This is a genomic window from Catenulispora pinisilvae, assembly GCF_015356865.1.
GTDB classification, from domain to species: domain Bacteria; phylum Actinomycetota; class Actinomycetes; order Streptomycetales; family Catenulisporaceae; genus Catenulispora; species Catenulispora pinisilvae.
In genome coordinates this window covers 1-26,234 of sequence record NZ_JAAFZA010000145.1, presented here as the reverse complement: position 1 = coordinate 26,234, position 26,234 = coordinate 1, and the positions used below count along the sequence as shown (strand labels likewise).

Here is a 26,234-nt window from a genome sequence, read left to right as displayed (position 1 = left end):
ACGCGGATCCCACCCCAGCGCCGGCCGCCCCCTGATTCAGCGCGCAATAGTTCAGTCCGCTTCAGTCCGCGGCGATGATGGCACGTAGTTCGTCGGCGAGCGGGCCCAGCTTGTCGCGCATACCGACACTGCGGAAGAAGTCCCATAGCTCAAAGCTCTGGACCAGCTCGAACAGCCGGAAGCGCCGCTCCCACTCCACCGGGGCCTCGCCGTAACCCTCGAACAGCGCGTCGAGCTTCACCCGGTTCCCTCGGATGGAATAGCTGTGGGTCTTAGCCAGGTCCGCCACCGGGTCCCCGGCCATGGCGTTCTCCACGTCGATCAAGCCGCTGACGACCGGCCCCTCGGGGGTCTGCGCGACGATGACGTTCCCCTCATGGAAGTCGTTGTGGAGTAGTACCGGCCTTCTGCAGAGCGCGAACAGGTCGCTGCGCGCGCCGAGGTAACTATGCGCGGCCTCATAGAGTTCACGATCGCCGGTCGTGTCCAGATAGCTCTGTGAGACACGGTTCAGCGTCGCCTTCATATTGGCTTCGCTGGACGGCTGGGGATCGATGATGTCCGTGGTCAGGTACCCGTACGCGTCTTGTCCGATCGCGTGGACGCTCGCCAGCAGCGATCCCATCTGGCGATAGACGTCCGCGAGTTCGGCGTCCGGCATGGTGCCGCTGATCGCGGCCACGGTCGTCCCGGGCAGTTTGCTCATCACCAAGTACGGCAGTCCGAGAACCCCATTGGGGCCGGCTCCACCGAGGAGTTTGGGCACCTGCGTAATAGCGTTCTCGCGGAGTAGGCGGTATACGCCGATCTCCTTAAGGAGCTTCCATCCTTCGTCCTTCGCATAGACCTTCACTACAGAGTTCCGTAGAGGGTCCGCGCAGAGGACTTCATAGGCGCCGGTCTCGATACCGCCGTCCATCCGCTCGACGCCGACGACCCGCGCCCCCGGCGACGCGTCCATCAGGATCGCAGCAGCCTGTTCCCGGGTCAGCCCGGTGAGCGTGTCATCAGCCACCCGGCCACCGTAGTGACGGTCCGTGATGGATCTCAACGGATTTTCGGTCGTTACAATCACGGCATGGCTGAGGATCCGCGGTGGCTGTCCGAGCAGGAGATGAAGGCCTGGACGGGCTTCCTGGCCGCGAGTGCGCTGGTGGAACGGCGGATCGACCACCAACTGCGGGAGGACGCCGGGCTCTCGCACACCCAGTACGAGATCCTGGTGCGGCTCTCGGCCGCGCCGGAGGGCTCGCTGCGGATGACCGAGTTGGCCGGGGCGCTGCTGAACTCCAAGAGCGGGCTGACGTACCAGATGACGCAGTTGGAGAAGGCCGGGCTGACCGAGCGACGGTCGTGCCCGACCGACGTGCGCGGGGTGTTCGCGGTGCTCACCGAGGCGGGCCGGCGCAAGCTGGAGCAGGCCGCGCCCGGTCACGTCGCGGTGGTGCGGGCGGCGTTGATCGACGTGCTCACCCCGGAACAGCTCGCGGTGCTGGGCGAAGGGCTCGGCGAGGTCTCCCGGCGACTGCGGGAATAGCCCCGGGACGGGTGGGGTTTGTTCAAATTCGAACGCCGGTCTACGCTGCGTGGAGCGGTCGTTCGAATTGGAACTACCCGTCACGAGGGGACCCGTGCCATGAGCGAGACACCCGAGGCCACCATCCGCACCCGCGTCCGCGTGCCGCTCCGCCTGCCTGCGACTAGGCGCGGCGCGGACGGCTACAGCGTCGACGCCGAGCTGGTGACGTTCCACGGCCTGGTCGACGGCGGCGAGCACCTGGCCGTCGTGCTGGGCGAGCCCGGCGCCACCCCGCTGGTGCGGATGCACTCGGAGTGCCTGACCGGCGACGTGTTCGGCTCCGCGCGCTGCGACTGCGGACCGCAGCTGCGCGAGTCCGTCGAGCGCATCACCGAGGCCGGCGGCTACCTGCTCTACCTGCGGCAGGAGGGACGCGGGATCGGGCTGTACAACAAGCTCGACGCGTACGCGCTCCAGGACAGCGGGCTGGACACGTACCAGGCCAACGTCGCCCTCGGGCTGCCGGAGGACGCGCGGGACTACACGGTCGCGGCGCAGATGCTGACGGCGCTCGGCGTGGACAGCGTGCAGCTGCTGTCGAACAACCCGGACAAGGAGACGCAGCTCGCGGGGCTGGACGTGACCGTCGCCCGGCGGGTGCCGACCGGGGCCCACACCACCGCCGACAACCTGCGTTACCTGCGGGCCAAGGTCGAGCACACGCGGCACAGCATCGCGTTGGACGGCGTGTTGTCGGTCGCCTGAGACGCCGCACCCGCCGGATCCGCCGCACAACGAGCCGTCCCACGACCGTACGCAGGAGTCACGATGAGCACGATGAGCACCGATACCGCCTCCCCCGGACGGATGCCCGCCCTCTACCTCAGCCACGGCGCTCCCCCGCTCGCCGACGACCCGATCTGGCCCGGCCAGCTGGCCGACTGGTCGGCCGACCTCCCGCGCCCGAAGGCGGTGCTGATGGTCTCGGCGCACTGGGAGGAGGCGCCGCTGGCGCTCGGCGCCGTCCAGACCATCCCGCTGGTCTACGACTTCTGGGGCTTCCCGCAGCACTACTACGAGGTCCAGTACCGCGCCCCGGGCGCGCCCGCGCTGGCGGAGTCGGTACGCAAGCTGCTGCACGCGCCGGGGCTGGAAGTGCAGGACGAGCCGGACCGGGGGCTGGACCACGGGGCGTACGTGCCGCTGGTCGAGATGTACCCGGAGGCCGACATCCCGGTGCTGCAAGTCTCGATGCCGACGCTGGAGCCGACGCAGCTGATGGCGATCGGGCGGCGGCTGGCACCGCTGCGGGACGAGGGCGTGCTGATCGTCGGCAGCGGCTTCTTCACCCACAACCTGCGGGCGCTGAGCCAGGACGGACGCGTGCAGTCGGTGATGTCCGAGTTCGACGACTGGGGAAAGCGGGCCCTCGCGGCCGGGGACGTCGACTCGCTGCTGGACTTCGAGAACAAGGCACCGGCCGGCAAACTGGCGCATCCTCGGACGGAGCACTTCGCGCCGTTGTTCGTGACGTTGGGCGCTGCCGAAGGGGATCTGGGGTCGCAGCAGTCCGTCATCGACGGGTTCTGGATGGGGCTGGCCAAGCGGTCGGTGCAGTTCGGGTAACCGACCAAGCGAAATGACCGACCATTGCGATGGACATCAAGATGGTCGAGCGAATCAGGAAGAACCGGACCCGGCGCACTCATCAACCCCTGATATTCCACGTACGGAACACCGAAATACTGATACACACGCTGCTCACTCCAGAACTCGATCTCCAGAACAGCAGCAGGCATGTCGTATCCGACTGATTTCAGGTTGCTTGAATTGACCGGTGAACGATCCATGTTTCACCTCCTTCCGATGTCGTACCGACTTGACGTACGACCCGGAAACTGGTGGTGTAGCAGCTTCTGTAACCGCACCGGACCACCGTCCGAGTCGCAACGAACGCTCGACCTTGCCGGGTCGGGCGTTCGTCGTTTCGGCCGCGTAGGACGACCGCAACGCTTCCTAGACCTGCGGCCCCGGTGCCCGAAGGCATCCGAGGCCGCAGACTCACATCCGGCTACCGCACAGGCTCAGCTGCACCCGCTAGTAGACCCACACCCCTCGCACACATAGCAGCTCCCCGAGGGCCGCATCTTCGTCCCGCAGGTCAGGCACAGCGGGGCGTCGGCGGCGTAGCCGAGCTTGGCCTCCAGCAGTTCCGTGGAGGAGCCGACGCTCTTGGGGGCCGGGAGGGCGGTGGGCTCGGTGCTCTTCTTCGCCGGGGCGGCCGGTTCGGTCCGATGCTCTATCGGGGCGGACTGGGCCAGGGTCTCGTGGTCCAGTTGCTCGTCCTCGTCGGGGAGGTAGCTGCCGGTCTCGAGTTGGCGCTGGCGCTCTTCGTTGGTGTAGATGCCGTAGGCCGCGCGGGTGTCGAAGTCCAGGTGGTCCAGGGCCAGGCGGCGGAAGATGTAGTCGATGATCGACTGGGCCATGCGGACGTCCGGGTCGTCGGTCATGCCGGCCGGTTCGAAGCGCATGTTGGTGAACTTCGCGACGTAGGTTTCCAGGGGGACCCCGTACTGGAGTCCGACGGAGATGGCGATCGAGAAGGCGTCCATCATGCCGGCCAGGGTCGAGCCCTGCTTCGACATCTTCAGGAAGACTTCGCCGAGGTCGCCGTCTTCGTAGGAGTTCGCCGTCATGTAGCCTTCGGCGCCGCCGACGGAGAAGGAGCTGGTGATGCCGCGGCGGTTCTTGCCCAGGCGCTTGCGGACCGGCTGCGCGTACAGGGTCGCGGCCGGGGTGACGGTCGCCGAGGCGGCCGGGGCCGAGGTCGCGGCCGCGGCCGCGGCGGCGGCAGCCGCCTTCTGGCCCTTGGCGTCCTGGAGCGGCTGGCCCACCTTGCAGTTGTTGCGGTAGATCGCCAGCGCCTTCAGGCCCAGCTTCCAGCCCTCGAAGTAGATCTCCTCGACGTCCTCGACCGTGGCGTCCTCGGGCATGTTCACGGTCTTGGAGATGGCCCCGGACAGGAACGGCTGGATCGCCGCCATCATGCGCACGTGGCCCATCGGGGCGATGGAGCGCTCGCCCATCGCGCAGTCGAAGACCGAGTAGTGCTCCGGCTTGAGGCCCGGGGCGTCCACGACGTGGCCCTGCTCGCCGATGTACTCCACGACGGCCTCGATCTGCTCCTGCTGGTAGCCCAGGCGCTTCAGGGCCCGCGGCACGGTGTTGTTCACGATCTGCATCGAGCCGCCGCCGACCAGCTTCTTGAACTTCACCAGCGCCAGGTCCGGCTCCACGCCGGTGGTGTCGACGTCCATCATGAAGCCGATGGTGCCGGTCGGCGCCAGCAGGGAGGCCTGGGCGTTGCGCCAGCCGTTCTTGGCGCCGATCTCCAGACCGAGCTTCCACTCGGTGCGGGAGAGCTCCAGGATCGTCTTGTCGAAGTCCTCGTGGGCCACGAAGGCGTCCGCGGCGTCGGAGTGCTTCTTCATCACGGCCGCGTGCGGCTGGGCGTTGCGGGCGTAGCCGTTGTACGGGCCGACGACGCCGGCCAGCTCGGCCGAGCGGCGGTAGGCGACACCGGTCATCAGCGAGGTGATGGCCGCGGCGATGGCCCGGCCGCCCTCGGAGTCGTAGGCGTGGCCGGTGGCCATCAGCAGCGCGCCGAGGTTGGCGTAGCCGATGCCCAGCTGGCGGTAGTCCCGGGTGGTCTGGCCGATCTCCGGGGTCGGGAAGTCCGCGAAGCTGATGGAGATGTCCATCGCGGTGATGATCAGCTCGACCAGCTTGACGAAGGTCTCGGTGTCGAAGCTGTCGTCCTCGCGCAGGAACTTCATCAGGTTCAGCGAGGCCAGATTGCAGGAGGAGTTGTCCAGCGACAGGTACTCCGAGCACGGGTTGGACGCGGTGATCCGGCCGGTCTCGGGGTTGGTGTGCCAGGCGTTGATGGTGTCGTCGTACTGCAGGCCCGGGTCGGCGCACTCCCAGGCGGCCTTGGCGATGTCGCGGAACAGCTTCTTGGCGTCCAGGGTCTCGATGACCTCGCCGGTCTGCCGGGCCCGCAGCCCGAAGCGCTCGCCGTTCTCCACGGCCTGCAGGAACTCGTCGGTCACGCGGACCGAGTTGTTCGCGTTCTGGTACTGGACGCTGGTGATGTCCTTGCCGCCGAGGTCCATGTCGAACCCGGCGTCGCGCAGCGCGCGGATCTTGTCCTCCTCGCGCGCCTTGGTCTGGACGAACTCCTCGATGTCCGGGTGGTCCACGTCCAGCACGACCATCTTGGCCGCGCGCCGGGTGGCGCCGCCGGACTTGATGGTGCCGGCCGAGGCGTCGGCGCCGCGCATGAAGGAGACCGGGCCGCTGGCGTTGCCGCCGGAGGACAGCAGCTCCTTGGAGGAGCGGATGCGGGACAGGTTCAGGCCGGCGCCGGAGCCGCCCTTGAAGATCAGGCCCTCCTCGCGGTACCAGTTCAGGATCGAGTCCATCGAGTCGTCGACGGCCAGGATGAAACAGGCCGAGACCTGCTGCGGCGACTTGGTGCCGACGTTGAACCAGACCGGGGAGTTGAACGCGAACATCTGGTGCAGCAGCGCGTAGGCGAGCTCGTGCTCGAAGATCTCCGCGTCCTGCTCGCCGGCGAAGTACCCGTGGTCCTCGCCGCCCTTGCGGTAGGTCTTCACGATCCGGTCGATGAGCTGCTTGAGCGACCACTCCCGGACCGGGGTGCCGACCGCGCCGCGGAAGTACTTCGTGGTGACGATGTTCGCCGCGTTCACCGACCAGAACTCGGGGAACTCCACGCCCTTCTGCTCGAAGTTGATCGAGCCGTCGCGCCAGTTGGTCATCACGACGTCGCGGCGCTCCCACACGACCTCGTCGTACGGGTGCACGCCGGGCTTGGTGTGGATCCGCTCGACCTTCATACCCTTGCCGCCCTTGGCGGAAGCCTGCACGGGCACGACCTGCCCGGGCTTGATGGGAGCCTTCCCGTTGCCGCGGGCCGACGCCGCGCCGCGCGGTCCGCTAGCCGTCTCCGTCATGCTTCTTCCCTCTCCCGTCCTGGGAAACCATTCCGACACCCCGTTTGCGGTTCGCCGCCTACGGAATTGAGCAAGTTCTGGATCGCCGGGCCCCAGGCAGGGGCCCCGCGAAGTTATCAATATGTGCCCGCTGTGCCCGCCGAAGCCGGCGGGGCGGGTCCTACCAGGGCCGTCAGGCCCGTTCGCGCTCCGCCCGGAGCATCAGGATCTCGGCCTCGAAGTCCTCCAAGGACTCGAAGGCCCGGTACACCGACGCGAAGCGCAGGTACGCGACCTCGTCGAGCTCCCGGAGCGGGCCGAGTATCGCCAGCCCGACCTCGTGGGCGGGGATCTCCGCCGAACCCGCGGCCCGCAGCTCGTCCTCCACCCGCTGGGCGAGGATGGCCAGCTGGCCCTCGGTCACCGGACGTCCCTGACAAGCTTTGCGTACGCCACCGACAACTTTCATGCGGCTGAACGGCTCGGTCGCCCCGGAGCGCTTGACCACCAGGAGTTGGGCGCTCTCCACCGTGGTGAAGCGGCGTCCGCACTCCGGGCACTGGCGACGGCGGCGGATCGAGGTGCCGTCCTCGGAGCTGCGGGAGTCGACGACGCGGCTGTCGTCGTGCTTGCAGAAGGGGCAGTGCACGGTTTCCAGCCCTCCTTCTCACAGCGTGACCACGGCTTGCGCGCGACGGGGTGGCGTCACCGTCCGCTGTGGTGTGTTAACCACAACCTGTGGAGCGTTGACGCTATTCCAATCACAAGATGTAGGGGTACGTTAGCCACTTCGCCCGGCCCGCCGCAACCCGAAACGGCGTGTCGCGTAAGGGGTGCGCGGGGTTCGTGGGACTACTGTTCGCGATCGCCCCAGCTACGGGGGCAAGCCCGGAGCCGTGTTCGAATCCCCAAGATTCTTTCGGTGTTTCCCCCGACCGGACCAACGCCCGGGCGGCCGGCCTGCGCGAGTTTTCCGAACGGAGTATGGAAACAGGCCGTTACCTTCGCGCCGGTGCCGCGTTAGACATTCCGTACGCCCGCCCCCCTCACGGGTTGTCGAACAACCGTTCGTCGCTGTGGGGGTGGCACCGCTACCGTTGACCCAAGCGAACAAACTTTCCATCATCAGCCACCCGCCCAGCTCAATGGCGAAGGAGCCGTACCCATGGCCGTCCGGAGCACCACCCCGACCGAACCCCGAGAGGCCGCCCACGAAGGGCATGTGCCGTCCCCGCGCCTGACCGATCGCCAGACCGCGGTCCTGAACGTCATCCGCGACTCGGTCCGGCGCCGGGGCTACCCGCCGTCGATGCGGGAGATCGGCGAGGCCGTCGGCCTGCAGTCCACCTCCAGCGTCCGGCACCAGCTGGTGACCCTGGAGAGCAAGGGCTTCCTGCACCGCGACGCGAACCGTCCGCGCGCCTACATCGTGCGCGGCGCGGAGGGCGCGGCCCGCAACGGCAACGGTTCCGAGCCCGAGCCCGCGTACGTGCCGCTGGTCGGCCGGATCGCCGCCGGCGGCCCGATCCTGGCCGAGGAGCGGGTCGAGGAGATGATCCCGATCCCGAAGCAGATGGTCGGCGAGGGCGAGTTCTTCGCGCTGCGGGTGGTCGGCGACTCGATGATCGAGGCCGCGATCTGCGACGGCGACGTGGTCGTCATCCGGCAGCAGAAGCAGGCCGAGAACGGCGAGTTCGTGGCCGCCATGATCGACGGCGAGGCCACCGTCAAGGAGCTGAAGAAGGAGGCGAACGCGGTGTGGCTGATGCCGCGCAACGCCGCCTACGAGCCGATCCCGGGCAACGACGCGGTCATCCTGGGCCGCGTGGTGACGGTGCTGCGGCGCCTCTAGCGCAGCGGTCCTCGGCGGGTCCTAATTGGGCGGGACCCGCCGACCCGGCTGGTCAGAGCGATTCCTCAATTTTTGAGGTTGTCAGCAACCTGACCCACGGCCCGCACGTCACTGTGGCATGAACGCTCTGAATCGCATCGCACTCCTGGCCGGCGGCGCACTCGTGGCGGTCGCCGCGACCGGTTGCTCGTCGAGCACGAAGTCCGCCGCCGCGGGCCCGGCCACCAGTCCCACGAACGCTTCAGGCACCACGGCCGCCGCGAGCACGTCGGCCTCGGTGCCGAACACCACCGCCGGCAGCACCAGCGCGCCGACCGGCGGGTCCGCCTCCACCCCGCCCGGCGCGGGCAACACGCCGCCGAGCGCGAACAACGGCGTCAACGGCGGCGAAGTCGGCGGCGGCTCGACCACCGCCCCGGCGGCCAACACCCCGCCGCCGGCCGCCTGCGACAACGCCAAGCTGAACGCCTCGCTCGCGCCGTCGATGCCGGGCCAGAAGTCGTCCGTCTTCGTGATCGCCGTGAAGAACGCCGGCTCGACCTGCACGCTGGGCCCCATCCCCTACGTGTGGATCACGAAGAGCCCGACCGACGTCTCGGACGAGACCCGGCCGCTGATCCCCAGCGTCGACACCGGCAAGAAGAACATCATCCTGTCCGGGACCACCCTGTACGCGGCGATCGACCTGCTGCCGGGCAACCTGGCGAGCACGACCGGGAACTACGGCGACCTGGCCGTGACGGCGAACCCCACCCCGGACAGCAGCGGCAAGGACGTCCAGGACGTCGTGATCCCGGCCGGCAGCGCCGCGGGCGGCGCGAAGCTCGGCGTCTACGCCCTGAACCCGACCAGCGCCGTCAACCAGATCCAGTACGCCACCACCGCGGAGAAGTAGGAAGTAGCGCGAGGCTGATGAGGCGGGCAGTGGCCACTGCCCGCCTCAGCGTTGTCCGGCGGCCTCAGTTCTGCTCGGCCGTCTTCGCCATAGCGTCGATCGCCCGCAGCGACTTCAGCACCCGGTCGGTGTCGTCGGTCTGCCAGAACGCCGGCATCGACGCCCGCAGGAAGCTCCCGTACGGCTTGGTCGCCAACCGCGAGTCCAGCACCGCGACCACCCCCTTGTCCTCGATCGCCCGGATCAGCCGGCCGGCGCCCTGGGCCAGCAGCAGCGCGGCGTGCGAGGCGGAGACCGCCATGAAACCGTTGCCGCCGCCGCGGCCGACCGCCTCGGTGCGGGCCGCGGACACCGGGTCGTCGGGACGCGGGAACGGGATGCGGTCTATCACCACCAGCTGGAGCGAGGCCCCGGGGACGTTCACGCCCTGCCACAGGGACAGTGTGCCGAACAGGCAGGTCTGGGGGTCCTCGGAGAACTTGCGGAGCAGTTCGGCCAGCGAGTCCTCGCCCTGGCACAGGATCGGCAGGTCGATCTTCTCGCGCAGCCTCTCGGCGGCGGTCTGGGCCGCGCGCATGGAGCTGAACAGGCCCAGGGCCCGGCCGCCGGCGTTGTCCATCAGGTCGGCGAGCAGGTCCAGCTGGTCGTCGCGGATGCCGTCACGGCCGGGTGGGTCCAGATGCCGGGCGACGTACAGGATGCCCTGCTTCGGGTAGTCGAACGGCGAGCCGACGTCCAGGGCGCGCCAGTGCTGCGGCAGGTCTTGGACCGTGTCCAGGAACTCCTCGCCGTCGCTGTCGCCCTCGCGCAGCAGCTTCACCGCGGCGTCGTAGACCTCCTCCGGCAGCTCGGGCTTGAAGTCCAGCTCGATCCGCTCGGTGCCGTAGAGGCCGACGCTGCCGGCCACACCGGTGAAGTCGCCGCCGAGCTTCAGCGTCGCCGAGGTCATCACCACCGGGGTCCGGGCGAACATCTTGAACCGGAGCAGGTGCTCGATGCCGAGCGGGGCGATCTTGAGCGTGGCGTTCTTGACGCCCTTGAACTCGCTGCGCTCCAGCCAGACCACGTCCTGCTCGGCGCCTTCCAGAACCCGCTCGGCGACCTGGTGGACGCCCTCGCACGCGGCCCGCGCCTGCTTGCGGGCGCCGTCCATGTCCAGATCGCCGCCCTTGTTCTTGGACAGTTCGGTGAGCGCCGTGCGGCTGGCGTCGCGCAACGCGGTCAGCGCCATGCCGATCTCCTCGGGCAGGCCGCGCTGGAAGCGGCCCTCCGGGGTGTTCTCCAGCGCCTCGGTGAAGTCCAGGGTGGCCACCGCCAGGTTGGCGGCCGTGCCCTCCTTCACGAACTTGTCGGCCCGGTGGTGCGCGCGCTCCACGGCGGTCTTGGTGAGTTCGCCGGTGGCCGCCGAGGTGACCCGGTTCACCAGCTCGTGCGCCTCGTCGACGATCACCGCGTCGTGCTCGGGCAGCACCTGCACGTCGGAGTCCATGGCCGCGATGGCCAGCAGCGCGTGGTTGGTGACCACCACGTCGGCGGCCCGGGCCAGCTCCTTGGCCTGCTCGGCGAAGCAGTCCTCGAAGTACTGGCACTTGGAGCCCAGGCACTCCCGCGCCGAGACCGACACCTGGGCCCAGGCCCGGTCCGACACACCCGGCGACAGGTCGTCGCGGTCCCCGGACTCGGTCTCCTCGACCCACTCGCGGACCCGCAGCACCTCGGCGCCGAGCTTGCCCACGGCCAGCGGGTCGAAGAGCACGTCCTGCGCGTCGTCCTCGGACTGGCCGCCCTCGACCTTGTTCAGGCAGACGTAGTTGCTGCGGCCCTTGAGCAGCGCGAAGGCCGGCTCCCGATTGATCAGCGGCGTTATCGCCGTGGCCAGCCGGGGCAGGTCGTGCGCGTACAGCTGGCGCTGGAGCGCGAGCGTGGCGGTCGCGACGATCACCCGCTTGTGGTGCGAGAGCGCGGGCACCAGGTAGGCCAGCGACTTGCCGGTCCCGGTGCCCGCCTGCACGAGCAGGTGGACGCGGTCGTCCAGGGCCGCGGCCACGGCCTTGGCCATCTCGATCTGACCGGGGCGGGTCTGCCCGCCCAACGCCTCCACTGCCGCGTCGAGCAGGGGGGTCAGATCGTCTTCGGAAGGTTCGGGGGTGGCCCCGCCAGAGTTCGGCATGGTCGGAACAGAATACTTGGCGGGGCCGACAGACCGGACCGGCTTCCTACAGACTCAACGGATTGGCGACCGTCCCGTAGGCCTCCACGTGCGGACGCTCGGCCCGGTCCCGGTAGCCGTCCAGCAGCAGCCGGTTCCGGTTCAGGCACAGCCGGTCGATGCGCTGGGTGAACAGGTCGAACGCCTCGAACCGGTCGGCCAGCTCCGGGAACGAGGCCTGGTAGTCCAGGATCCGGTCGGCCACCAGGCCCCAGAAGAGCCGGCGGTCCACCCCGAGGTGCTGCTCGGCGATCCGGGCCAGATAGCGGAAGTGCCCGATGAACAGTCCCGAATGAATGAACTGACACAGGTAGTCCGGCATCTCCCGCAGCAGGACCGCCGCGACGTCCTCCGGGATGTCGGCCAGCTCGGGCAGATCCTTCGCGGAGATGTTCACGTCGTCGACGAAGTCCTTGACCGCCAGCCGGGTCGGCCACTCCCGCTCGTCGTTGACCAGTACCGCGTTCTCGCCGTGCGGGGAGAAGACCACGCCGTACTTGTAGAGGAAGTGCAGCAGGGGCGGCAGGACCGCGGCGAACATCTTGTCCAGCCAGTCCGCGCCGTCCAGCCCCGAGCGCCTGACCAGCTCCACGACCAGCGGCCGGCCCTCCTCGTCGACGTGCAGCAGCGAGGCCATCGTCCGGGCCCGCTCCCCCGGCTCCAGGCGCGGCGGCAGCGGCTGGCGCCAGATCGCGCCGAGCAGCTCGCGGTACTGGTACGGCGCGTCCGGCATCCGGTCCAGCACCGGGTGCCGCACCGCCACCGAGGCCACCTCGCCGAGCAGGATCACCCGGCACTCGTCGTTCAGGAACGGGTCCGCGTCGGCGATGTCCAGCAGCCAGGAGGTCACCGCCGGGGCCGCCACGCTGCGCTCGGTCGGCAGCCCGCGCCAGACCATGGTGTTCAGGACCGACAGCGGCAGCTTGACGTGGTGCCGTTCCGGGTGCGACACGTTCGAGAACGTCCGGATCGACTGCTGCGGCAGGTACTCGTCGTCGGCGTAGCCGAGCGGGACGATCAGCCCGGCCGCCACCTCGGCGCCGAACAGCGGCTGGATCATCTCGTCCCACTGCCACGGATGCACCGGCAGCCACCAGTAGCGGGCCGGGTTGAAGCCGTTGCGGACCAGCTCGGAGCCGAAGCGGATGCGGGTGTTGGAGTCCAGCTCGGTCGTGTAGAGGCGCTGCGAGGTCAGGTTCCGGACCGCGTTGAACTCCGCGAGGTCCTGGTCCACGGCGATCCAGGGCAGGCGCATGTGGTGCCGGGCCTCGGGGGTGTAGCGCAGGGCGTCGGAGGCCGAGAAACCGAAGCGGCCCTTGTTGAACACGATCCAGGGGTGGCCGGTCATGTGGCCTTCGAGCTCGGCGTAGGACAGGTCGGCGAGCTCGGCGGCGGAGATCGCGGACCGGGCCAGGCCGACGTCGGCCGCGAGCGTCGCCGCCAGCTCCCGGACCAGGTGGCCGGCGGTGTCGCCGGGCAGCTTCAGCCGGCCCTGGGCGTCGCGGACGAACAGCATCGGGTCGTGCGGGGTGGCGTCGGCGCCCAGCTCGGAGCGGCGCAGCGACTCGGGGTCGACGAACCAGGACCCGTAGTCGCCGCGCTCGGCGCGGAACCGGTAGCAGACGCCCTGGTCCAGATCGAGGCGATAGTGGTCGGCGCCCTGCGCCTCCGGATCGGGCTCGGGGGCGAGCAGTCCTTCGTAGCAGAACTCGCCGACGCACTTCGCCAGCAGCGCGCGGGCCGCCGTACGCCAGGACTCGGAAGCCGCGCCGGTCTCGGCACGGAGATTGCGGGCCGAAGGGGACATACTCAGGGCACCTCGATTCGAATTCCGGGATCACGCTCCGCGGCCGCCTCCGGGTCGAAGGCGGTGTGCGCGGCACGCCGGGGCAGGTCGTAGACGGTCCGGCCGGTGACGGCGTTCAGGATGACGGCGGCCCGGTACGCGCCCAGGCCCAGATCCGGCGCGCCGACGCCGTGGGTACGCTGCTCGGCGTTCTGGACGTACACGCCCGGCGCGACCCGGTGCTCCAGGTCGGCGGTGCCGAGCAGGAGCGCCAGGTCGGGGTCGAGGAAGGCCGGGGTGCGCTCGCGGTAGCCGGTGGCCAGGACGACGGCGTCGGTCAGGACGCTGAACTCGCGCTTCTGGCGCTCGTGCAGGCAGGTGAGCCGGACCGCGCCGGAATCACCGCCCCGCCAATCCGCACCGGTCACCGACACTCCCGGCAGCAGCGTGGCGCCGGTGTCGCCGGCCAGACCGAGGGTGCCGCCGTACAGGCTGTCGAAGGAGCGCATGTGCAGCTCGGCGTGCAGGTCGGCGATGGTCTCGAAGCTGATCGCCTTGTGCAGCCGGCCTTGAGTGCGCAGCAGGTCGGCGCGCACATCCGGGCGCAGGCCGTGGAAGAAGCGGGTGTAGTCGGGGGTGAAGTGCTCCAGTCCGAGCTTGGAGTACTCCATCGGCTCGAAGGCGGCACTGCGCGTCAGCCACCGCACCCGCTGCCCCGGCGCTCCCGTCCGCAGCAGGTCCAGCACGATCTCGGCGCCGGACTGGCCCGAACCGATCACCGTCACGTCGTCGAGGGTCCGCAGTCGCTCGCGGTGGACCAGGTAGTCCGCGCTGTGCAGGGCCGCGTACGGCGGCGCGGACGCGACCTCGAACGGCAGCACCGGCTCGGTCCCGATCCCCAGCACCACATTCGTCGCGGTGACGATCATCGGACCGCTCGGCGCGGCGTATTCGATCTCGAAGCCGGCCTCGGCGCGGCGGACCCGGGTCACCGTGGCGCCGAAGCGGCAGAACGGCAGCTGCGCGGCCACCCACTGGCAGTAGGCCTCATACTCGCGCCGTTCCAGGAACAGGTTCTCGGCGAAGTAGAAGCTGTACAGCCGATCGGTCTCCCGCAGCCAGTTCAGCACGGAGAATCGGCTGGTCGGGTCGGTCAGCGACACCAGATCCGCGAGGAACGGCACCTGGAGGGTGGCACCGTCGAGCATCATGCCCCGGTGCCAGGCGAACACCGGCTCCCGCTCCAGGAACAGCGGTTGCAGGCTGTGGTTCTCCCGCAGCGGCTCGGCCAGAGCCGCCAGCGACAGGTTGAATGGGCCGATCCCGACCCCCACCAGATCGAAGTGCTGCATCAGCCCGCCCTCCTTGTCTCGGGGATCAGAGCCCGGTCGTAGACCATGAGCATCGCCTGCTTGTCCGGCAGGTCCAGCACGCCGCGCGGCTCGAACCCGGCGTTGGTGAAGGCCCGGATCGAGCGCTGATTGCGCAGGTCGGGCTCGGCGACGACGCGCGAGGAGGCGGTCCGGGACAGGGCCCAGTCGGCGACCGCGCGGATCAGGGTGGAGCCGACGCCGCGGCCGCGATAGGCGCCGGGACCGATCAGCACGTGGATGCCGACGTCCCCGCGCCGGGCCGAGTAGTACCCGGCCAGCGGGTCCTGATCGGCCCGGTAGACCTCCCAGTAGCTCATCGGCTCGCCGTCGAGGCGTCCCAGGTAGGGCTCGGAGTGCGCCGAGGACAGCTGGGCGGCGATGTGCCGGTCCAGCACCTCGCGCGGTCCGGCCAGGTCCCAGAACGCGGCCACCTCCGGGTCGTTCATCCAGCGGTGCAGGACGGCCAGGTCCTTCAGCGGGCGCAGCTGCTCCATGTCGAAGCGGCCGAACGGCGTGGGCAGCAGCCAGCCTCCGCGGGTCTGCGTCGTCGTCACTACGGCACCGCCAGCGGGTTCGGGATCTGCACGTAAACGCTCTGCGTCTCCAGCGGGCCGACCAGCTCGTCGAGCCCGGCGACCCGGGTCAGCAGGTTGGCCTTGCAGGGCAGCGTCGGGCTCTCCAGCAGCGCCTCGGTGACCCGGTGCGCGCGGCCGGCGGCCTGCCGGCCGGCGGCGAACCGGCCCAGCACCTCGCGGGCCCGGCGCAGCAGCTGGCGCTCGTCGATCAGCGCGGTGGCGCCGAGCGCGCCGATCATGCCGATCAGGTTGTTGACGCCGACGTAGTAGGTCAGCCGCTCGTCCACGATCGGGTCGGCGACCACGGTGTCGCTGGCCTCGCCGGGGTTCGGGACGAAGTCCGCCAGATGCGCGAGCGCCGACTCGCGGAAGTAGTAGCCCTGGTTGTCGCGGTAGCGGCCGCCTTCGGGCAGGCCGTGCGGGTCCAGCAGGACCAGGGTGTTCTGCTGGTGCGCCTCCAGGGTGATCCCGTGCGCCGAGTCCAGCCACAGGATCGGCACCACGACGGCTTCCAGATACCGCGTGAACCAGTCCAGCACCGCCTCGGCCGGCCGGACACCGGTGCGCTCGGCCGAGCCGACGATGATGTCGGCCAGCAGGTTCTCGCGCAGGTGGCCGTTGCGCGAGGGGCCGTAGCCGAGGTCGGCGAAGGCGGCCACGCAGTACACGCGGTCCATCGGGCCGAAGGGGTTCTCGCGCAGCAGCACGTCCAGGCCCAGGCCGCCGGTCTCGGCCGCGATCCACGCCGGGTCGCCGACGATGCCGAAGCCGGGGTGCGCGGCGGTGATCGCCTTGGCCAGCCCGGCGTCCAGCATCCGGCGCACCTCGACGCCGCGCAGCAGTTCCTTGCGCAGGTTCTCGCGCTTGGAGTTGGTGATGCGCAAGCCCAACGGGAGCTTGAGCATGTAGGGGGCGTCGGCACGGTAGACGGTGCGGACCGAGCTGGTCGCGTGCCAGGGCCGGCCGTGCGGGCCGAGGTCGGCGAGCAGGCCCTGGTCGGCCAGGGCCCGGATCTCCGGGCGCTGCCGCAGGTCGTGCGACTGCCAGGGGTGCGTGGGGATCAGGATGCTGTGCGGGGTCGCGCCGCGCGGCAGGTCACCGCCGAGCAGTTTGTGGACCAGGGTCGGGGCGGCCTCGGCGTCCGCCGAGTCGTGGCTGGCCAGCGCCGGGTCCACGGACCACCAGTGCAGCTGGAAGGTGCCGTCGAGCTCGGGTGAGTAGCGGACGGCCTCCTCCTCGGACCAGCCCTCGCGGGCCTTCGGCGCCGGGTGGAACGGGTGCCCCGCGACCAGCGCCTTCTCCGCCCACAGGAAGCGGGTCTCGCCCTGGGAGGTGCCGTGCGACAGGTGCGCGGCGATCCGGCGGGAGGAGTCGATGACCCGGCCGACCAGGTCGGACACCGCCGGGACCCCGCCGCCGGCCTCGCGGGCGATCAGCGTGGCCAAGGTGGCGGCGTCCAGCGGCGGCGGGGCGGCCGGCGGGAGCCAGGACTCCGCGGTCCAGGCGCTGTCGGTCTCGATCTCCTCCTCGGCCGGGCGGCCGAAGATCTTGTTCTTGGGCGCCGCGGACCTGCGGTTCGCGTGCGGCAGCGCCAGCGGGTAGGCCGGGCCGAAGCGGTGCCAGCCGACCGCCGACCAGGCGTCGACGTCCACCTCGACGGTGACGCCGGTGGCCGGGAAGGTGAGCCGCATCGGGCCGCCGGTCGGCACCGGGAGCCGGGCCTCGCGGACCCAGCAGCGGAGAAGGACTTCGGCCGATAACTCGTCGGCGGCGAATGTGTTCATGACGGGCCCCTGACGGACGCTGCGGACGCCGCCGCCGACGCCGCGCCGCCGGCGGTGCGGACGGCGGCCAGCAGAGCGTCGATCTGCGGTTCGGTGGTGTGCGGGTTGAGGAGGGTGAGCTTGAGGCGGACCCGGCCCGGGGGCGTCCCCGGCCGCTCGCGCGCCAGCTCGGTACGCCCGAGGACGGCGCGGCCGGCTTCGAGCAGGTGCCTTCGCAGGACCCCGTTGACGCGGTCGGCGTCGTGCGGGTCCGGCGGCAGGTAGCGGAACAGGACGGTGGTCAGGTGCGGCTCGGCGGTGAGCTCCAGGTCCGGGTGGGCCTGGACGGCCGCCGCGGCGTAGCGGGCCAGCGCGCGGCAGCGGTCGGTGAGCTGCTGGAAGCCCTCGCGGCCGAGCGCCCGGAAGGCGGCGGCCAGCTTCACGGCGTCGGCGCGGCGGGTGGTGCGCAGGGAGCGGCCGAGCAGGCTGGGGTAGCCGGCTTGCTCGTCGTCGGCAGAGTTCAGATAGGAGACGCGTTTCTCCAGCGAACGCAGAGAAGCGGCGTGCTTCACGAGGAAACAGCCGGCCGGTACCGGCTGCCAGCCGAGCTTGTGCAGGTCGAGGGTGACGGAGTCGGCGGTGTGCAGGTCGTGCAGCCGGTCGTCGGTCTCGGTGCCGAGCAGCAGGCCGCCGCCGTAGGCCGCGTCCACGTGGAACCAGGCCCCGTGCCGCGCGGCCAGCTTGGCGATGGCGCCCAGCGGATCGATCGCCCCCAGGTCGGTGGTCCCGGCGGTGCCGACGACGGCCAGCGCGATCTCGTCCCGGGCCACGACCGCGCCCAGCGCCTCGCCGAGCGCGTCGGCCCGCATCCGGCCCTCGGGGTCCGAGGCCACCGGGATCACGCTGCGCTCGCCGAGCCCGAGCACCGCGGCATTGCGCGCGACCGAGAAGTGCGCCTGGTCGGAGGCGAGGATCCGCATCCGCCCGGCGGCGAAGGGCGGGACCCCGTCGAGGTCGGGATCGGCGTCGAAGCGCCGGCGCAGGACGTCGTCGCGGGCGAGGAGCAGACCCATGAGATTGGACTCGGTCCCGCCGGAAGTCAGGACCCCGGCGCTGGAGTCGGGATACCCGACGGACCGGGTCAGGGTCCGGACGATCCGCTCCTCGATCTCCCCGGCGGCCGGCGACTGGTCCCACGAATCCAGGGACTGATTGAGCGCGGCCACGGCGGTCTCGGCGGCGACGCTGGTCGCCAGCGGGGGGCAGTGCAGGTGCGCGGCACAGTGCGGATGCGCCGGGTCGGCGGAGCCCCAGGCGACGAGGCGGCCGAGCGCGGCGAGCGTCTCGAAGGGGTCCTCGCCCTTGTCGGGCAGGACACCGAAACCGGAGCTCGCGACGGCTTCGCGCACCGCGTGCGGGCCGCCGGGCGGGAGCGGGCCGAGCCAGTCGGCGCGGCCCCGGTCCAGGCCGTCGAGGACGGTGGCCAGCAGGAGCGCCAGGGGGCCGGTGCCGGCGGGGCCGGAGGCCAGCGCGGTGGCGTCGATGGAGTTGGCCGCGATGGAGTTGGTTGCGATGGGGTTAGTTGCGGTGGAGTTGGCGGCCATGGCCAGATCGGCAGGCGGTGGGGAGGCCGCAGATGTCCGCGGTGCGGGGCGCCCATCAGTTAACGAATCCTGGGCAGCGGCAAGGTTGGCAGCGATGCTGAGCGCCGGGCCGGTCGGCGTCGTCGCGAGCCGCCCCACCGGCTCGGCCCGCAGGATCCCGCGCACCACATCAGCCTCGACGCCGCTCATCTCACCGATGTCGACCGTGGCGCCGGCCCGCACCGGCAGGTGGGTGTGCAACTCCTCATCCGGGTACGCGGAATCCGGGTACTCAGACACCGGCCACCTCCAAGTCGCGCACGTCGCGGCGCGACGTCTGCTCCGACACCGTGTCGAGCGCGAGTTCCAGGACGCTCAGCAAGTGGTCGGCCTCGTCGTCACCGAGCGTGAGGGGCGGCAGGAGCCGGAGGACCGCGCCGTGCCGTCCGCCGAGCTCGGCGAGCACGCCGCGGGCCAGCAGTTCGGCGCGCAGCCGTCGGGCGGTGGCCGGTGCCGCGGGCAGTGCGCCGAGGGCGTCCGGTTCGCCGGTCGGGTCGACGATCTCCATGCCGAGCATCAGGCCCCGGCCCCGGATCTGGCCGAGCAGGGTGTGGCGGGCCTGATATCCGGTCAGACGTCCAATCAGTCGGTCACCCAACATCGCGGCGCGCTCGGCCAGGCCTTCCGCCACGATCTGCCGGATCGTGGCCGCGCCGGCGGCCATGGCGAGCTGGTCGCCGCGGAAGGTTCCGGTGTGTGCGCCTTCGGACCAGCGGTCCAGGCCGGCGCGGTAGACCACCACGGCCAGCGGCAGGCCGCCGCCGACCGCCTTCGACAGGACCATGATGTCCGGGACCACCCCGGCGTGGTCCACGCCGAACAGCGCGCCGGTGCGGCCGAAGCCGGTCTGGACCTCGTCGGCGATCAGGGGGACGCCGTACTCGGCGGTCGTCGCCCGCAGCGCGCGCAGCCACGCGTCCGGCGCCGGGACCACGCCGCCCTCGCCCTGGACCGGCTCGACCACCGCGGCGGCCGGGATCGCGGTGCCGGAGTGCGGGTCGGACAGCAGGGTGCGGACATACGTCGCCGAGGCCGATTCGCCCAGCGTGCCGCCCAGCCCGAAGGGGCAGCGGTACGGATGCGGGAACGGCAGCCTGGTCAGGTACGCGTCGCCCGCGCCGGCCGGGTCGCGCACCGCGTTCGCGCCGGTCAGCGCCAGCGCCCCGGCGGTCATGCCGTGGTAGGCGCCGGTGAAGGCGAACACGCCGCGGCGGCCGGTCGCGGTGCGGGCCAGCTTCACCGCGGCCTCGACCGCGTCGGCGCCGGTCGGGCCGGCGAAGTGGACGCGGCAGTCGGCGGCCAGGTCGGCGGGCAGCACCTCCAGCAGGGCCGAGGTGAAGTCGTCCTTCACCGGCGTGGCCAGGTCCAGGACGTGCAGCGGGGCGCCGCTGTCCAGGACCGCGCGGATCGCCGCGACCACCGCCGGGTGGTTGTGGCCCAGGGCCAGCGTCCCGGCGCCGGACAGGCAGTCCAGATAGTCCCGGCCGTCGGCGCCGGTGATCCACGAGCCCTGCGCCCGCACCGGCACGATCGGCAGGTGCCGCGCATAGGTCCGGGCCGCCGACTCGCGGGCCGCCTGCCGCGCCAGGATCTTCGTGGCCGAGATCTTCGCCGGTGAGCTCGGGCGGGGGGCCGGGCCCGCCAGCCCATCGCCGGATGTCACGGCCTGGGGGTTCGAACGGTCGGCGGGCAGGGCGGGCGAGGGCATAGCGGTTCTCCATCCGTGGCAAGAGATCAGGTAAGGCTTACCTAACTCCCGTCACGGAAGTCAACCTGAATCACTACCGCCTGTGATTCTCCCGCGCGTGATCAGAAGCGCGGACCACCGACACGCCCAGCGCGGACGCGGCGGCGCGACCCGCGGGCCACGTAACGAAGTGAGGGCTTCAGCGCCGCCGGCGTTTCAGCCATCCGCGGTAGCCGACAACGGTCCACGAGGCGAAGACGAACACCGCCAGCCCGACGGTCTTGACCACGGTCTGCCAGCCGCCCCCGCCAGCCAGGAGTCCGGCCCCGAACAGGATCAGCCCGAGCAGCCAGACGAGCGCCAGCATCGGCGGCGATCCGGCTCGCTTGCGCGCGGAGCCGAGCGGGATCGGCCCGCCGGCCCGGACCTCCTCGGCACTGGCGGCCTGCCAGATGTCCACGTAAGAGTCCGGATGCTCTTCGACGGCCGCCAACGGATCCGTCCGGCCGGGCGCGCAGCCGAAGACCACCGGCCCGTCGCCGACGACGGAGGTCAGCGTCGCACTGGAGGTCCAGCTGACCTCCATGCGGATCGTGTGCGGGCCCGGGGCGACCGGGATGGAGAGGGTCTGCCCGGCCCGCACCTCGCCGCGCACCACGCCGTCGACGACCACGTCATAGCCCTTGGCGCGATCCCGCCAGCCGCCGGCCCCGCGGACCACGATGATCTCGGAAGCCATGGACTCCCCACTCCGCGAAGGCCCGTCGGTCAAGTCCCGTGATGTCTGTGATACCCGTGATAGCAGGGGCCTTCCCGATCGGGAAGGCCCCTGGTCCAGCCGTGCGTCAGAACGGTCCGACGATCGTCGCCAGGTGCCGGTTGTCGAAGACGTCGTACTTGCCCGCGCCGTACAGCGCGCTACCGACCTGCGTGATCACGCTGTCCGGGACGGCGGACGGCCCGCCGAACACCGGCAGCGCACCGGTCAGCTGGCTGCCGGGCCCCGCGACCGTCTTCGTCATCGGCGCGTGCTGCTTCAGCCAGCCCAGCTCGGCCGCCGGCAGCGAAGCGCCGTCGGCCAACAGCAGCGGCGAGTTCCAGCGGCCGGTCAGCGCACCGCCGGACAGCGCGTCCGGCCAGTTCCGGCCGGTGGCGATGCCGGGCACCATGGAGCCGGTGCCCCCGGCCGGGAACATCGTGCTGCCCGCGACCGCGGCGGCGGTGGCATACCGGTCGCGACCGGCCAGGTCGGTGACCTTGCCGTGCCAGCTCGGCTCCCCGGTGGCCACGGCGGCGACGCCCTGGCCGCCGACCGCGTAGACCTTGCTGACGTCGGGGTTGATGCCCGCGAGGTAGTCCTTCGTCTCCTTGGGCAGAACGCCGTCGTCGGTGAGCAGGACGACGCCGGTGCCCAGCTTCCCGGCGCGGTTGCCGTCGACGCCGGCCCCGGCGGTCAGCGCGTCGGGGAAGTCCTTGCCCGTCGCCAGCGCGACGCTGCCCGGCGTGCCGCCGATCGCCTGAGCGATGCGGACCGAGGTCGCGTACCGGTCGGGCCCGCCGATCCGGTCCACCTTGAAGCCCAGCGCGGTCACCTGGGCCGCCACCTGCGGGGACAGCGCCTGCTCGCCGCCGAGCAGATAGACGGTGCCGCCCGGCGGCAGGACCCGGGTCAGCTCCTTGGCGACCTCCGAGGAGAGCTTGTGCGGATCGGTCAGCAGCAGCGGGCCGCTCTTGGCCACCGCCAGCGCGTTGCCGGACAGCGCGTCGGCGAACTGGTCGTCGCGGGCCAGCACCACGGTCGAGGCGTCGGTGGTCGGAGTGAGCGGAGAGGACATGCTGCCGTAGTCGCCGGTGTTGTAGCCGGAGACCTTCACCGCGGTGTCGACGCGGTCGGCGCCGCCGAGGCGGTCGATCGTGGGCCGGGTGACCGGCGGCAGGAAGGGACTGGGCGCGTTGGTCGGGCCGGTGTAGAGCGGTCCGTTGTCCCAGGCCAGGTTGCCTCCGCTGAGCTGGGCATTGGCGAGGACGACCTTCGGGGTCCCGCCGGTGGCCGCGATCACGTCCAGGTTGTTGCCGTTCCCGGCCTGCTCCTGGAACGCGATCTCGGTGCCGTCCGGCGACCAGACCGGCTGGAAGGTCTCGCCCGCCACGCTCGTGAGCTGTGTCGGCGAGGTGCCGTCGACGTTCGCGACGAAGAGCTCCGCTTTTCCGACGCCGCCGTACATGCTGTAGGCGATCTGCTTGCCGTCCGGCGAGAAGCTGATCGAGTCGGCGTTCGCCACCTTCGTGACCTTCGACGTGGCCGGGTCGAAGATCGAGATCGTGAATCCGGACTGATCGCTCGTGATCCCGGCGACCAGGCCGCCCGGGCCGAAGACCAGCTGGCCGGTCAGCCCGCCGGGCGCCGGGTACGCGGTGAGCCCGCTACCGTCAGCCTGGATCTTGAAGTTCCCGCCGCCGTTGTTCCGCTGGAACACGACTGTCGCGTCGTCCATCCACTGCGGGTAGATGTCCGCCGCGTTGACGCTGTCGACGACCGGGCCCGTCGCCTTGTCGAGCAGCCGTGCCCCGGTGCCGTCGGCGTTCGAGATCCACAGGTCGCCGGTGTTCCCGTCCAGGAACACCGCCTTGGTGCCGTCCGGGGAGAACACCGGCGACGTGATCGAGTCGACCGGGTTGAACCCGGTGCCGGCCGGGGTGACGGTGTGCTGCCCGGTGCCGTCCGGGTTGACCGCGTACCAGACCTGGCCCTGGCTGTAGCTGATCTGCCCGTTGTGCGGGGCCGCGGAATCGGCGTTCGCCGCCGGCGCCGCCAGACCCCAGACGCCGGTCGCGGTGGCGGCGCCGACCGCGGCGGCTGCCGTGAAGGCGCGGACCGCCCTCGAATTGCGGGTCAAAGTGATCTTCCCTCCCCTGCCGCGGTGCGGACCGCGGCTCAAGAACCACTGAAATGGCGGCTCAGATTAGCGCTCCGGTGCGCGGCGGCGGGAAGTACAAAAGTGCGAGCCGATCTACGTCGACAGCACCTGCGTCAACACCTACGTCGACAGCAGCTACGTCAACAGCAGCTTCTCCAGCCGCCGGGCCGCCACCGCCGCCCCGATCAGCGCCATCACCGCCAGGTACAGCACGTCCCACAGCAGCCCGATGTGCACGCGGCCCAGCGTCAGGGCCCGGAGCAGGTCGATGCCGTGGAACAGCGGCAGCGCCTCGATCAGCACCCTGATCTGCGGGTTGTAGACCGACAGCGGGTAGAAGGCGCCGGAGAACAGGAACATCGGCATCAGGGCCAGGGTGATCATGTCGAAGTCCTGCCAGGACCGCATGAACGAGGTGGCCGCCATCCCGACCGCGCCGAACGCGAACCCGATCAGCACCGTCACCGGCAGCGCCAGCAGCGCCCACCAACTGTGGACCAGGCCCATCGCGAGCATGATCACCAGGAAGGCCGCGGAGTACATCAGGCCCCGCAGCTGCGCCCACATGATGTCGCCGAGCGCGATGTCGCCGACCCGCAGCGGGGTGGCCAGCATGGCGTCGTAGATCTTGGCGTACTTGATCTTGAAGAAGACGTTGAAGGTGGCGTCGAACACCGCGCCGTTCATCGCCGAGACCGCGAGCAGGCCCGGCGCGACGTAGTGCGCGTACGGCACGCCGTCCACGGCCCCGGTCAGCTTGCCCAGCCCGACGCCGATCGACAGCAGGTAGAACACGGGCTCGAAGAAGCCCGAGACCATGGCCACCCACACCCGGCGGTAGACCATCACGTTGCGCTCGATGAGCACCCCGGCCTTGCCGCCGCCCATCGAGCCGAAGGCGCGGCGGCCGAGGAGCAGCCGGGTGAGCGGGGCCTGAGAGAACGGATACAGATCAGCACTCGTCATCTGGCGCACCTCCTAAGGGTTCAGCCGACGTCGGAAGGTACGGGACCCGTACCAGAGCCCGGCGCCGACCACGGCGGCCAGATAGCCGAGGTGCAGCAGCACCGAGCCGGCGGTGGCGGTGCCGAGCGCCAGGCCGCGGCACAGGTCCACGCCGTGCCACAGCGGGGTGACGTAAGCCAGCGGACGGATCAGCAGCGGCAGCTGCGTCACCGGGAAGAACGTCCCGGAGAACAGGAACATCGGGATCATCACGAACCGGAACACGGCGGAGAACCCGGTGTCGCGGTCCTGGAGCACCGCCCAGGCGATCACCGGCGTGGCGAACGCCAGCCCGGTCAGCGCGGCCACCGGCAGTGCCAGCAGCGCCCCGAGCTCGCCGGGCCCGGCCGCGCGGACGGCCCCGAACAGGGTCATCACGCCGAGGAAGATCGCCGAGTTCATCAGCACCCGCAGGCCCACGAACAGCACCCGGCCGAGGAAGACGTCGAACGAACCCAGCGGCGAGGCGATCGAGGCGTGGAAGGTCTTCTGCCACTTCATCGACGACATCACCGGGTACATCGACTCCCCGAGCGCGGTCTGCATCGCCGTGTTGGCCAGCAGCGCCGGGGCCAGGAAGAGCAGATACTTCACCGGACGGCCGTCGATCGTGCCGAAGGTGTGCGCGCCCGGGCCGGCGTCCACGATCTTGCCCAGCGACATGCCCAGCGCCACCAGGCTGAGCAGCGGAGCCAGCACGCTGGAGACGATCGAGGCGCGCCAGGTGCGCCGGTAGTTGGTCAGCAGACCGCGCAATTCGCGGATCGCCATCGGCGGCGACGACGCGGAGCCGACGCTCGTGGAGCCGACAGTGCTGGGGGGAACCGGAGTGACGGCACTCATCGTCAGTCCACCAACGTCCGGCCGGTCAGGTGCAGGAACACGTCCTCCAACGACGAGCGCCGGACCAGCGAGGCCACCGGCACGATCCCGGTGCCGTGGACGGCGGCCAGCGCGGCCTCGCCGTCGTCGCTGTAGAGCAGGATCCGGTCGGGTAGCTCCTCGATACGGTCGACGGCCCCGCGTTCCCCGGTCCCGACCAGCGCGGCGAGCGCGGAGCCGGCCGCCGCGCGATCCGCGCCGTCCGGCGCGAAGCGGATCTCCAGCACCTCGCGGGTGGAGTAGCGCTCGATCAGCTCGCGCGGCGAGCCCTCGGCGGCGATCCGGCCGTGGTCCATGACCACGAGGCGGTCGCACAGCTGCTCGGCCTCGTCCATGTAGTGGGTGGTGAGGATGAGCGTGGTGCCGGACTGCTTGAGCCGGAACAGCCGGTCCCAGACCACGTGCCGGGCCTGCGGGTCCAACCCGGTGGTGGGTTCGTCCAGGATGAGGATCTCCGGGGAGTTGATCAGCGACCGGGCGATCGTCAGCCGCCGCTTCATGCCGCCGGACAACGGTTCCACCGGGGAATCAGCGCGGTCGGAGAGCTGCACGAACTCCAGCAGCTCGGCGGTGCGCGCGGCGATCTCGGCGCGCTTGAGCCCGAAGTAGCGGCCGTAGATCAGCAGGTTCTCCCGGACCCGCAGCTCCATGTCCAGCGAGTCCTCCTGCGGGACCACGCCGAGCCGGGCCTTGATCTTCGAGGAGTCGACCCGCGGGTCCATGCCCAGGATGCTCAGCTCGCCGCCGGTCATCGGCGAGACGCAGCCGATCATCCGCATGGTGGAGGACTTGCCGGCGCCGTTGGGGCCGAGGAAGCCGAAGACCTCGCCGCGCCGGAGTTCGAAGTCGATGCCGTCCACGGCGGTGAAGGGTTCGCCGCCACGCTTGGCCGGCGGGAAGACCTTGCGAAGGCCCGCGGCCTTGATCAGCGGGTCGTCCGAAGAGGCGGTTCGGGCAGGGGTGGGCGAGGTGGAGAGGTCGACCATTGGTAGTTAGAGGCGCGGTGCTCGTGAGAGCCCGTTTCCTCTGTCCCCTTTCAATCCGTGCGTGCGGTTCTCCCGCACACGGCTTACCGATGATCTTCTTGACATGGTTACGCAGTCTCCGGA

Annotated in this window: 20 protein-coding genes and 1 pseudogene; 5 read left to right on the top strand and 16 right to left on the bottom strand. The window is 70.6% G+C overall.

Features of this window, described 5'->3' with window-relative positions:
• Positions 1 to 61: 61 nt before the first annotated feature.
• A complete protein-coding gene (locus tag IZR01_RS31660) occupies positions 62 to 1,015 on the bottom strand; it encodes a phosphotransferase family protein (protein ID WP_194925999.1) in 954 nt (317 codons plus the stop codon).
• 63 nt (positions 1,016 to 1,078) lie between these two features.
• On the opposite strand from IZR01_RS31660, the gene IZR01_RS31655 reads away from it, so the two are divergent.
• The 3 genes from IZR01_RS31655 to IZR01_RS31645 all read left to right on the top strand — a co-directional run bounded on the left by IZR01_RS31655 (position 1,079) and on the right by IZR01_RS31645 (position 3,145).
• Positions 1,079 to 1,537 carry a MarR family winged helix-turn-helix transcriptional regulator gene (locus IZR01_RS31655; protein WP_194895590.1) on the top strand — a complete coding sequence of 153 codons (459 nt, stop codon included), beginning with the start codon at positions 1,079 to 1,081 and terminating at the stop codon, positions 1,535 to 1,537.
• Positions 1,538 to 1,636: 99 nt separating this feature from the next.
• Positions 1,637 to 2,284: a GTP cyclohydrolase II gene (locus IZR01_RS31650; protein WP_194895589.1), complete on the top strand. Its 648-nt coding sequence runs from the start codon at positions 1,637 to 1,639 to the stop codon at positions 2,282 to 2,284.
• A 63-nt stretch (positions 2,285 to 2,347) separates the two neighbouring features.
• Positions 2,348 to 3,145, top strand: a complete 798-nt coding sequence (locus IZR01_RS31645) for a dioxygenase family protein (protein ID WP_194925998.1) — start codon at positions 2,348 to 2,350, stop codon at positions 3,143 to 3,145.
• An 83-nt stretch (positions 3,146 to 3,228) separates the two neighbouring features.
• Here the strand turns inward: IZR01_RS31645 and IZR01_RS54445 are convergent.
• From IZR01_RS54445 to nrdR, 3 genes and pseudogenes are all read right to left on the bottom strand, one after another.
• A pseudogene (locus IZR01_RS54445) lies at positions 3,229 to 3,369 on the bottom strand (KTSC domain-containing protein); the annotation flags it as partial.
• A gap of 234 nt (positions 3,370 to 3,603) precedes the next feature.
• Positions 3,604 to 6,558, bottom strand: coding sequence for a vitamin B12-dependent ribonucleotide reductase (locus IZR01_RS31635; RefSeq protein ID WP_194925997.1), 2,955 nt, complete (start codon positions 6,556 to 6,558; stop codon positions 3,604 to 3,606).
• A gap of 172 nt (positions 6,559 to 6,730) precedes the next feature.
• Positions 6,731 to 7,186 carry a transcriptional regulator NrdR gene (gene nrdR, locus IZR01_RS31630; protein WP_194895586.1) on the bottom strand — a complete coding sequence of 152 codons (456 nt, stop codon included), beginning with the start codon at positions 7,184 to 7,186 and terminating at the stop codon, positions 6,731 to 6,733.
• Between the two features lie 516 nt (positions 7,187 to 7,702).
• Between nrdR and lexA the strand changes: the two genes are divergently transcribed.
• Complete coding sequence (gene lexA, locus IZR01_RS31625) at positions 7,703 to 8,389, top strand: transcriptional repressor LexA (RefSeq protein ID WP_194895585.1); 687 nt, start codon at positions 7,703 to 7,705, stop codon at positions 8,387 to 8,389.
• A gap of 118 nt (positions 8,390 to 8,507) precedes the next feature.
• Positions 8,508 to 9,284, top strand: coding sequence for a hypothetical protein (locus tag IZR01_RS31620; RefSeq protein ID WP_194895584.1), 777 nt, complete (start codon positions 8,508 to 8,510; stop codon positions 9,282 to 9,284).
• Between the two features lie 64 nt (positions 9,285 to 9,348).
• Here the strand turns inward: IZR01_RS31620 and IZR01_RS53610 are convergent, their stop codons facing one another.
• From IZR01_RS53610 to IZR01_RS31560, 12 genes are all read right to left on the bottom strand, one after another.
• A complete protein-coding gene (locus tag IZR01_RS53610) occupies positions 9,349 to 11,454 on the bottom strand; it encodes an ATP-dependent DNA helicase (protein WP_194925996.1) in 2,106 nt (701 codons plus the stop codon).
• A gap of 46 nt (positions 11,455 to 11,500) precedes the next feature.
• Positions 11,501 to 13,300 carry an IucA/IucC family protein gene (locus IZR01_RS31610; protein ID WP_194895582.1) on the bottom strand — a complete coding sequence of 600 codons (1,800 nt, stop codon included), beginning with the start codon at positions 13,298 to 13,300 and terminating at the stop codon, positions 11,501 to 11,503.
• Between the two features lie 2 nt (positions 13,301 to 13,302).
• Positions 13,303 to 14,631, bottom strand: coding sequence for a lysine N(6)-hydroxylase/L-ornithine N(5)-oxygenase family protein (locus tag IZR01_RS31605; protein WP_194895581.1), 1,329 nt, complete (start codon positions 14,629 to 14,631; stop codon positions 13,303 to 13,305).
• Complete coding sequence (locus IZR01_RS31600; RefSeq protein WP_194895580.1) at positions 14,631 to 15,206, bottom strand: GNAT family N-acetyltransferase; 576 nt, start codon at positions 15,204 to 15,206, stop codon at positions 14,631 to 14,633. The genes IZR01_RS31605 and IZR01_RS31600 overlap by 1 nt, the downstream gene beginning before the upstream one ends.
• Entirely contained in the window at positions 15,206 to 17,011 is a 1,806-nt protein-coding gene (locus IZR01_RS31595) for an IucA/IucC family protein (RefSeq protein WP_194895579.1), read from the bottom strand. Before IZR01_RS31595 ends, IZR01_RS31600 begins: the two co-directional genes overlap by 1 nt.
• Positions 17,008 to 18,873: a pyridoxal phosphate-dependent decarboxylase family protein gene (locus IZR01_RS31590; RefSeq protein WP_323747155.1), complete on the bottom strand. Its 1,866-nt coding sequence runs from the start codon at positions 18,871 to 18,873 to the stop codon at positions 17,008 to 17,010. The genes IZR01_RS31595 and IZR01_RS31590 overlap by 4 nt, the downstream gene beginning before the upstream one ends.
• Positions 18,866 to 20,341, bottom strand: coding sequence for a diaminobutyrate--2-oxoglutarate transaminase family protein (locus IZR01_RS31585; RefSeq protein ID WP_194925995.1), 1,476 nt, complete (start codon positions 20,339 to 20,341; stop codon positions 18,866 to 18,868). Before IZR01_RS31585 ends, IZR01_RS31590 begins: the two co-directional genes overlap by 8 nt.
• Positions 20,342 to 20,519: 178 nt before the next feature.
• Positions 20,520 to 21,059: a hypothetical protein gene (locus IZR01_RS31580; protein ID WP_194925994.1), complete on the bottom strand. Its 540-nt coding sequence runs from the start codon at positions 21,057 to 21,059 to the stop codon at positions 20,520 to 20,522.
• 106 nt (positions 21,060 to 21,165) lie between these two features.
• Entirely contained in the window at positions 21,166 to 23,217 is a 2,052-nt protein-coding gene (locus IZR01_RS31575; protein WP_194925993.1) for a cell wall-binding repeat-containing protein, read from the bottom strand.
• 156 nt (positions 23,218 to 23,373) lie between these two features.
• Positions 23,374 to 24,204, bottom strand: coding sequence for an ABC transporter permease (locus IZR01_RS31570; RefSeq protein WP_194925992.1), 831 nt, complete (start codon positions 24,202 to 24,204; stop codon positions 23,374 to 23,376).
• A gap of 12 nt (positions 24,205 to 24,216) precedes the next feature.
• On the bottom strand, positions 24,217 to 25,086 hold the full coding sequence (locus IZR01_RS31565; protein ID WP_194925991.1) for an ABC transporter permease: 870 nt from the start codon (positions 25,084 to 25,086) through the stop codon (positions 24,217 to 24,219).
• 2 nt (positions 25,087 to 25,088) lie between these two features.
• Positions 25,089 to 26,111: an ABC transporter ATP-binding protein gene (locus tag IZR01_RS31560; RefSeq protein ID WP_194925990.1), complete on the bottom strand. Its 1,023-nt coding sequence runs from the start codon at positions 26,109 to 26,111 to the stop codon at positions 25,089 to 25,091.
• Between the last annotated feature and the right edge of the window lie 123 nt (positions 26,112 to 26,234).

What these genes read in the sequence shown, in the direction of transcription:
- IZR01_RS31650 (WP_194895589.1), top strand. Translation starts at nt 1,637, where the DNA reads ATGAGCGAGACACCCGAGGCCACCATCCGCACCCGCGTCCGCGTGCCG.
- lexA (WP_194895585.1), top strand. Translation starts at nt 7,703, where the DNA reads ATGGCCGTCCGGAGCACCACCCCGACCGAACCCCGAGAGGCCGCCCAC.
- IZR01_RS31585 (WP_194925995.1), bottom strand. Translation starts at nt 20,341, where the DNA reads ATGCCCTCGCCCGCCCTGCCCGCCGACCGTTCGAACCCCCAGGCCGTG.
- IZR01_RS31635 (WP_194925997.1), bottom strand. Translation starts at nt 6,558, where the DNA reads ATGACGGAGACGGCTAGCGGACCGCGCGGCGCGGCGTCGGCCCGCGGC.
- IZR01_RS31610 (WP_194895582.1), bottom strand. Translation starts at nt 13,300, where the DNA reads ATGTCCCCTTCGGCCCGCAATCTCCGTGCCGAGACCGGCGCGGCTTCC.
- IZR01_RS31595 (WP_194895579.1), bottom strand. Translation starts at nt 17,011, where the DNA reads ATGAACACATTCGCCGCCGACGAGTTATCGGCCGAAGTCCTTCTCCGC.
- IZR01_RS31645 (WP_194925998.1), top strand. Translation starts at nt 2,348, where the DNA reads ATGAGCACGATGAGCACCGATACCGCCTCCCCCGGACGGATGCCCGCC.
- IZR01_RS31565 (WP_194925991.1), bottom strand. Translation starts at nt 25,086, where the DNA reads ATGAGTGCCGTCACTCCGGTTCCCCCCAGCACTGTCGGCTCCACGAGC.
- IZR01_RS31620 (WP_194895584.1), top strand. Translation starts at nt 8,508, where the DNA reads ATGAACGCTCTGAATCGCATCGCACTCCTGGCCGGCGGCGCACTCGTG.
- IZR01_RS31570 (WP_194925992.1), bottom strand. Translation starts at nt 24,204, where the DNA reads ATGACGAGTGCTGATCTGTATCCGTTCTCTCAGGCCCCGCTCACCCGG.
- IZR01_RS31580 (WP_194925994.1), bottom strand. Translation starts at nt 21,059, where the DNA reads ATGGCTTCCGAGATCATCGTGGTCCGCGGGGCCGGCGGCTGGCGGGAT.
- IZR01_RS31560 (WP_194925990.1), bottom strand. Translation starts at nt 26,111, where the DNA reads ATGGTCGACCTCTCCACCTCGCCCACCCCTGCCCGAACCGCCTCTTCG.
- IZR01_RS53610 (WP_194925996.1), bottom strand. Translation starts at nt 11,454, where the DNA reads ATGCCGAACTCTGGCGGGGCCACCCCCGAACCTTCCGAAGACGATCTG.
- IZR01_RS31655 (WP_194895590.1), top strand. Translation starts at nt 1,079, where the DNA reads ATGGCTGAGGATCCGCGGTGGCTGTCCGAGCAGGAGATGAAGGCCTGG.
- IZR01_RS31605 (WP_194895581.1), bottom strand. Translation starts at nt 14,631, where the DNA reads ATGCAGCACTTCGATCTGGTGGGGGTCGGGATCGGCCCATTCAACCTG.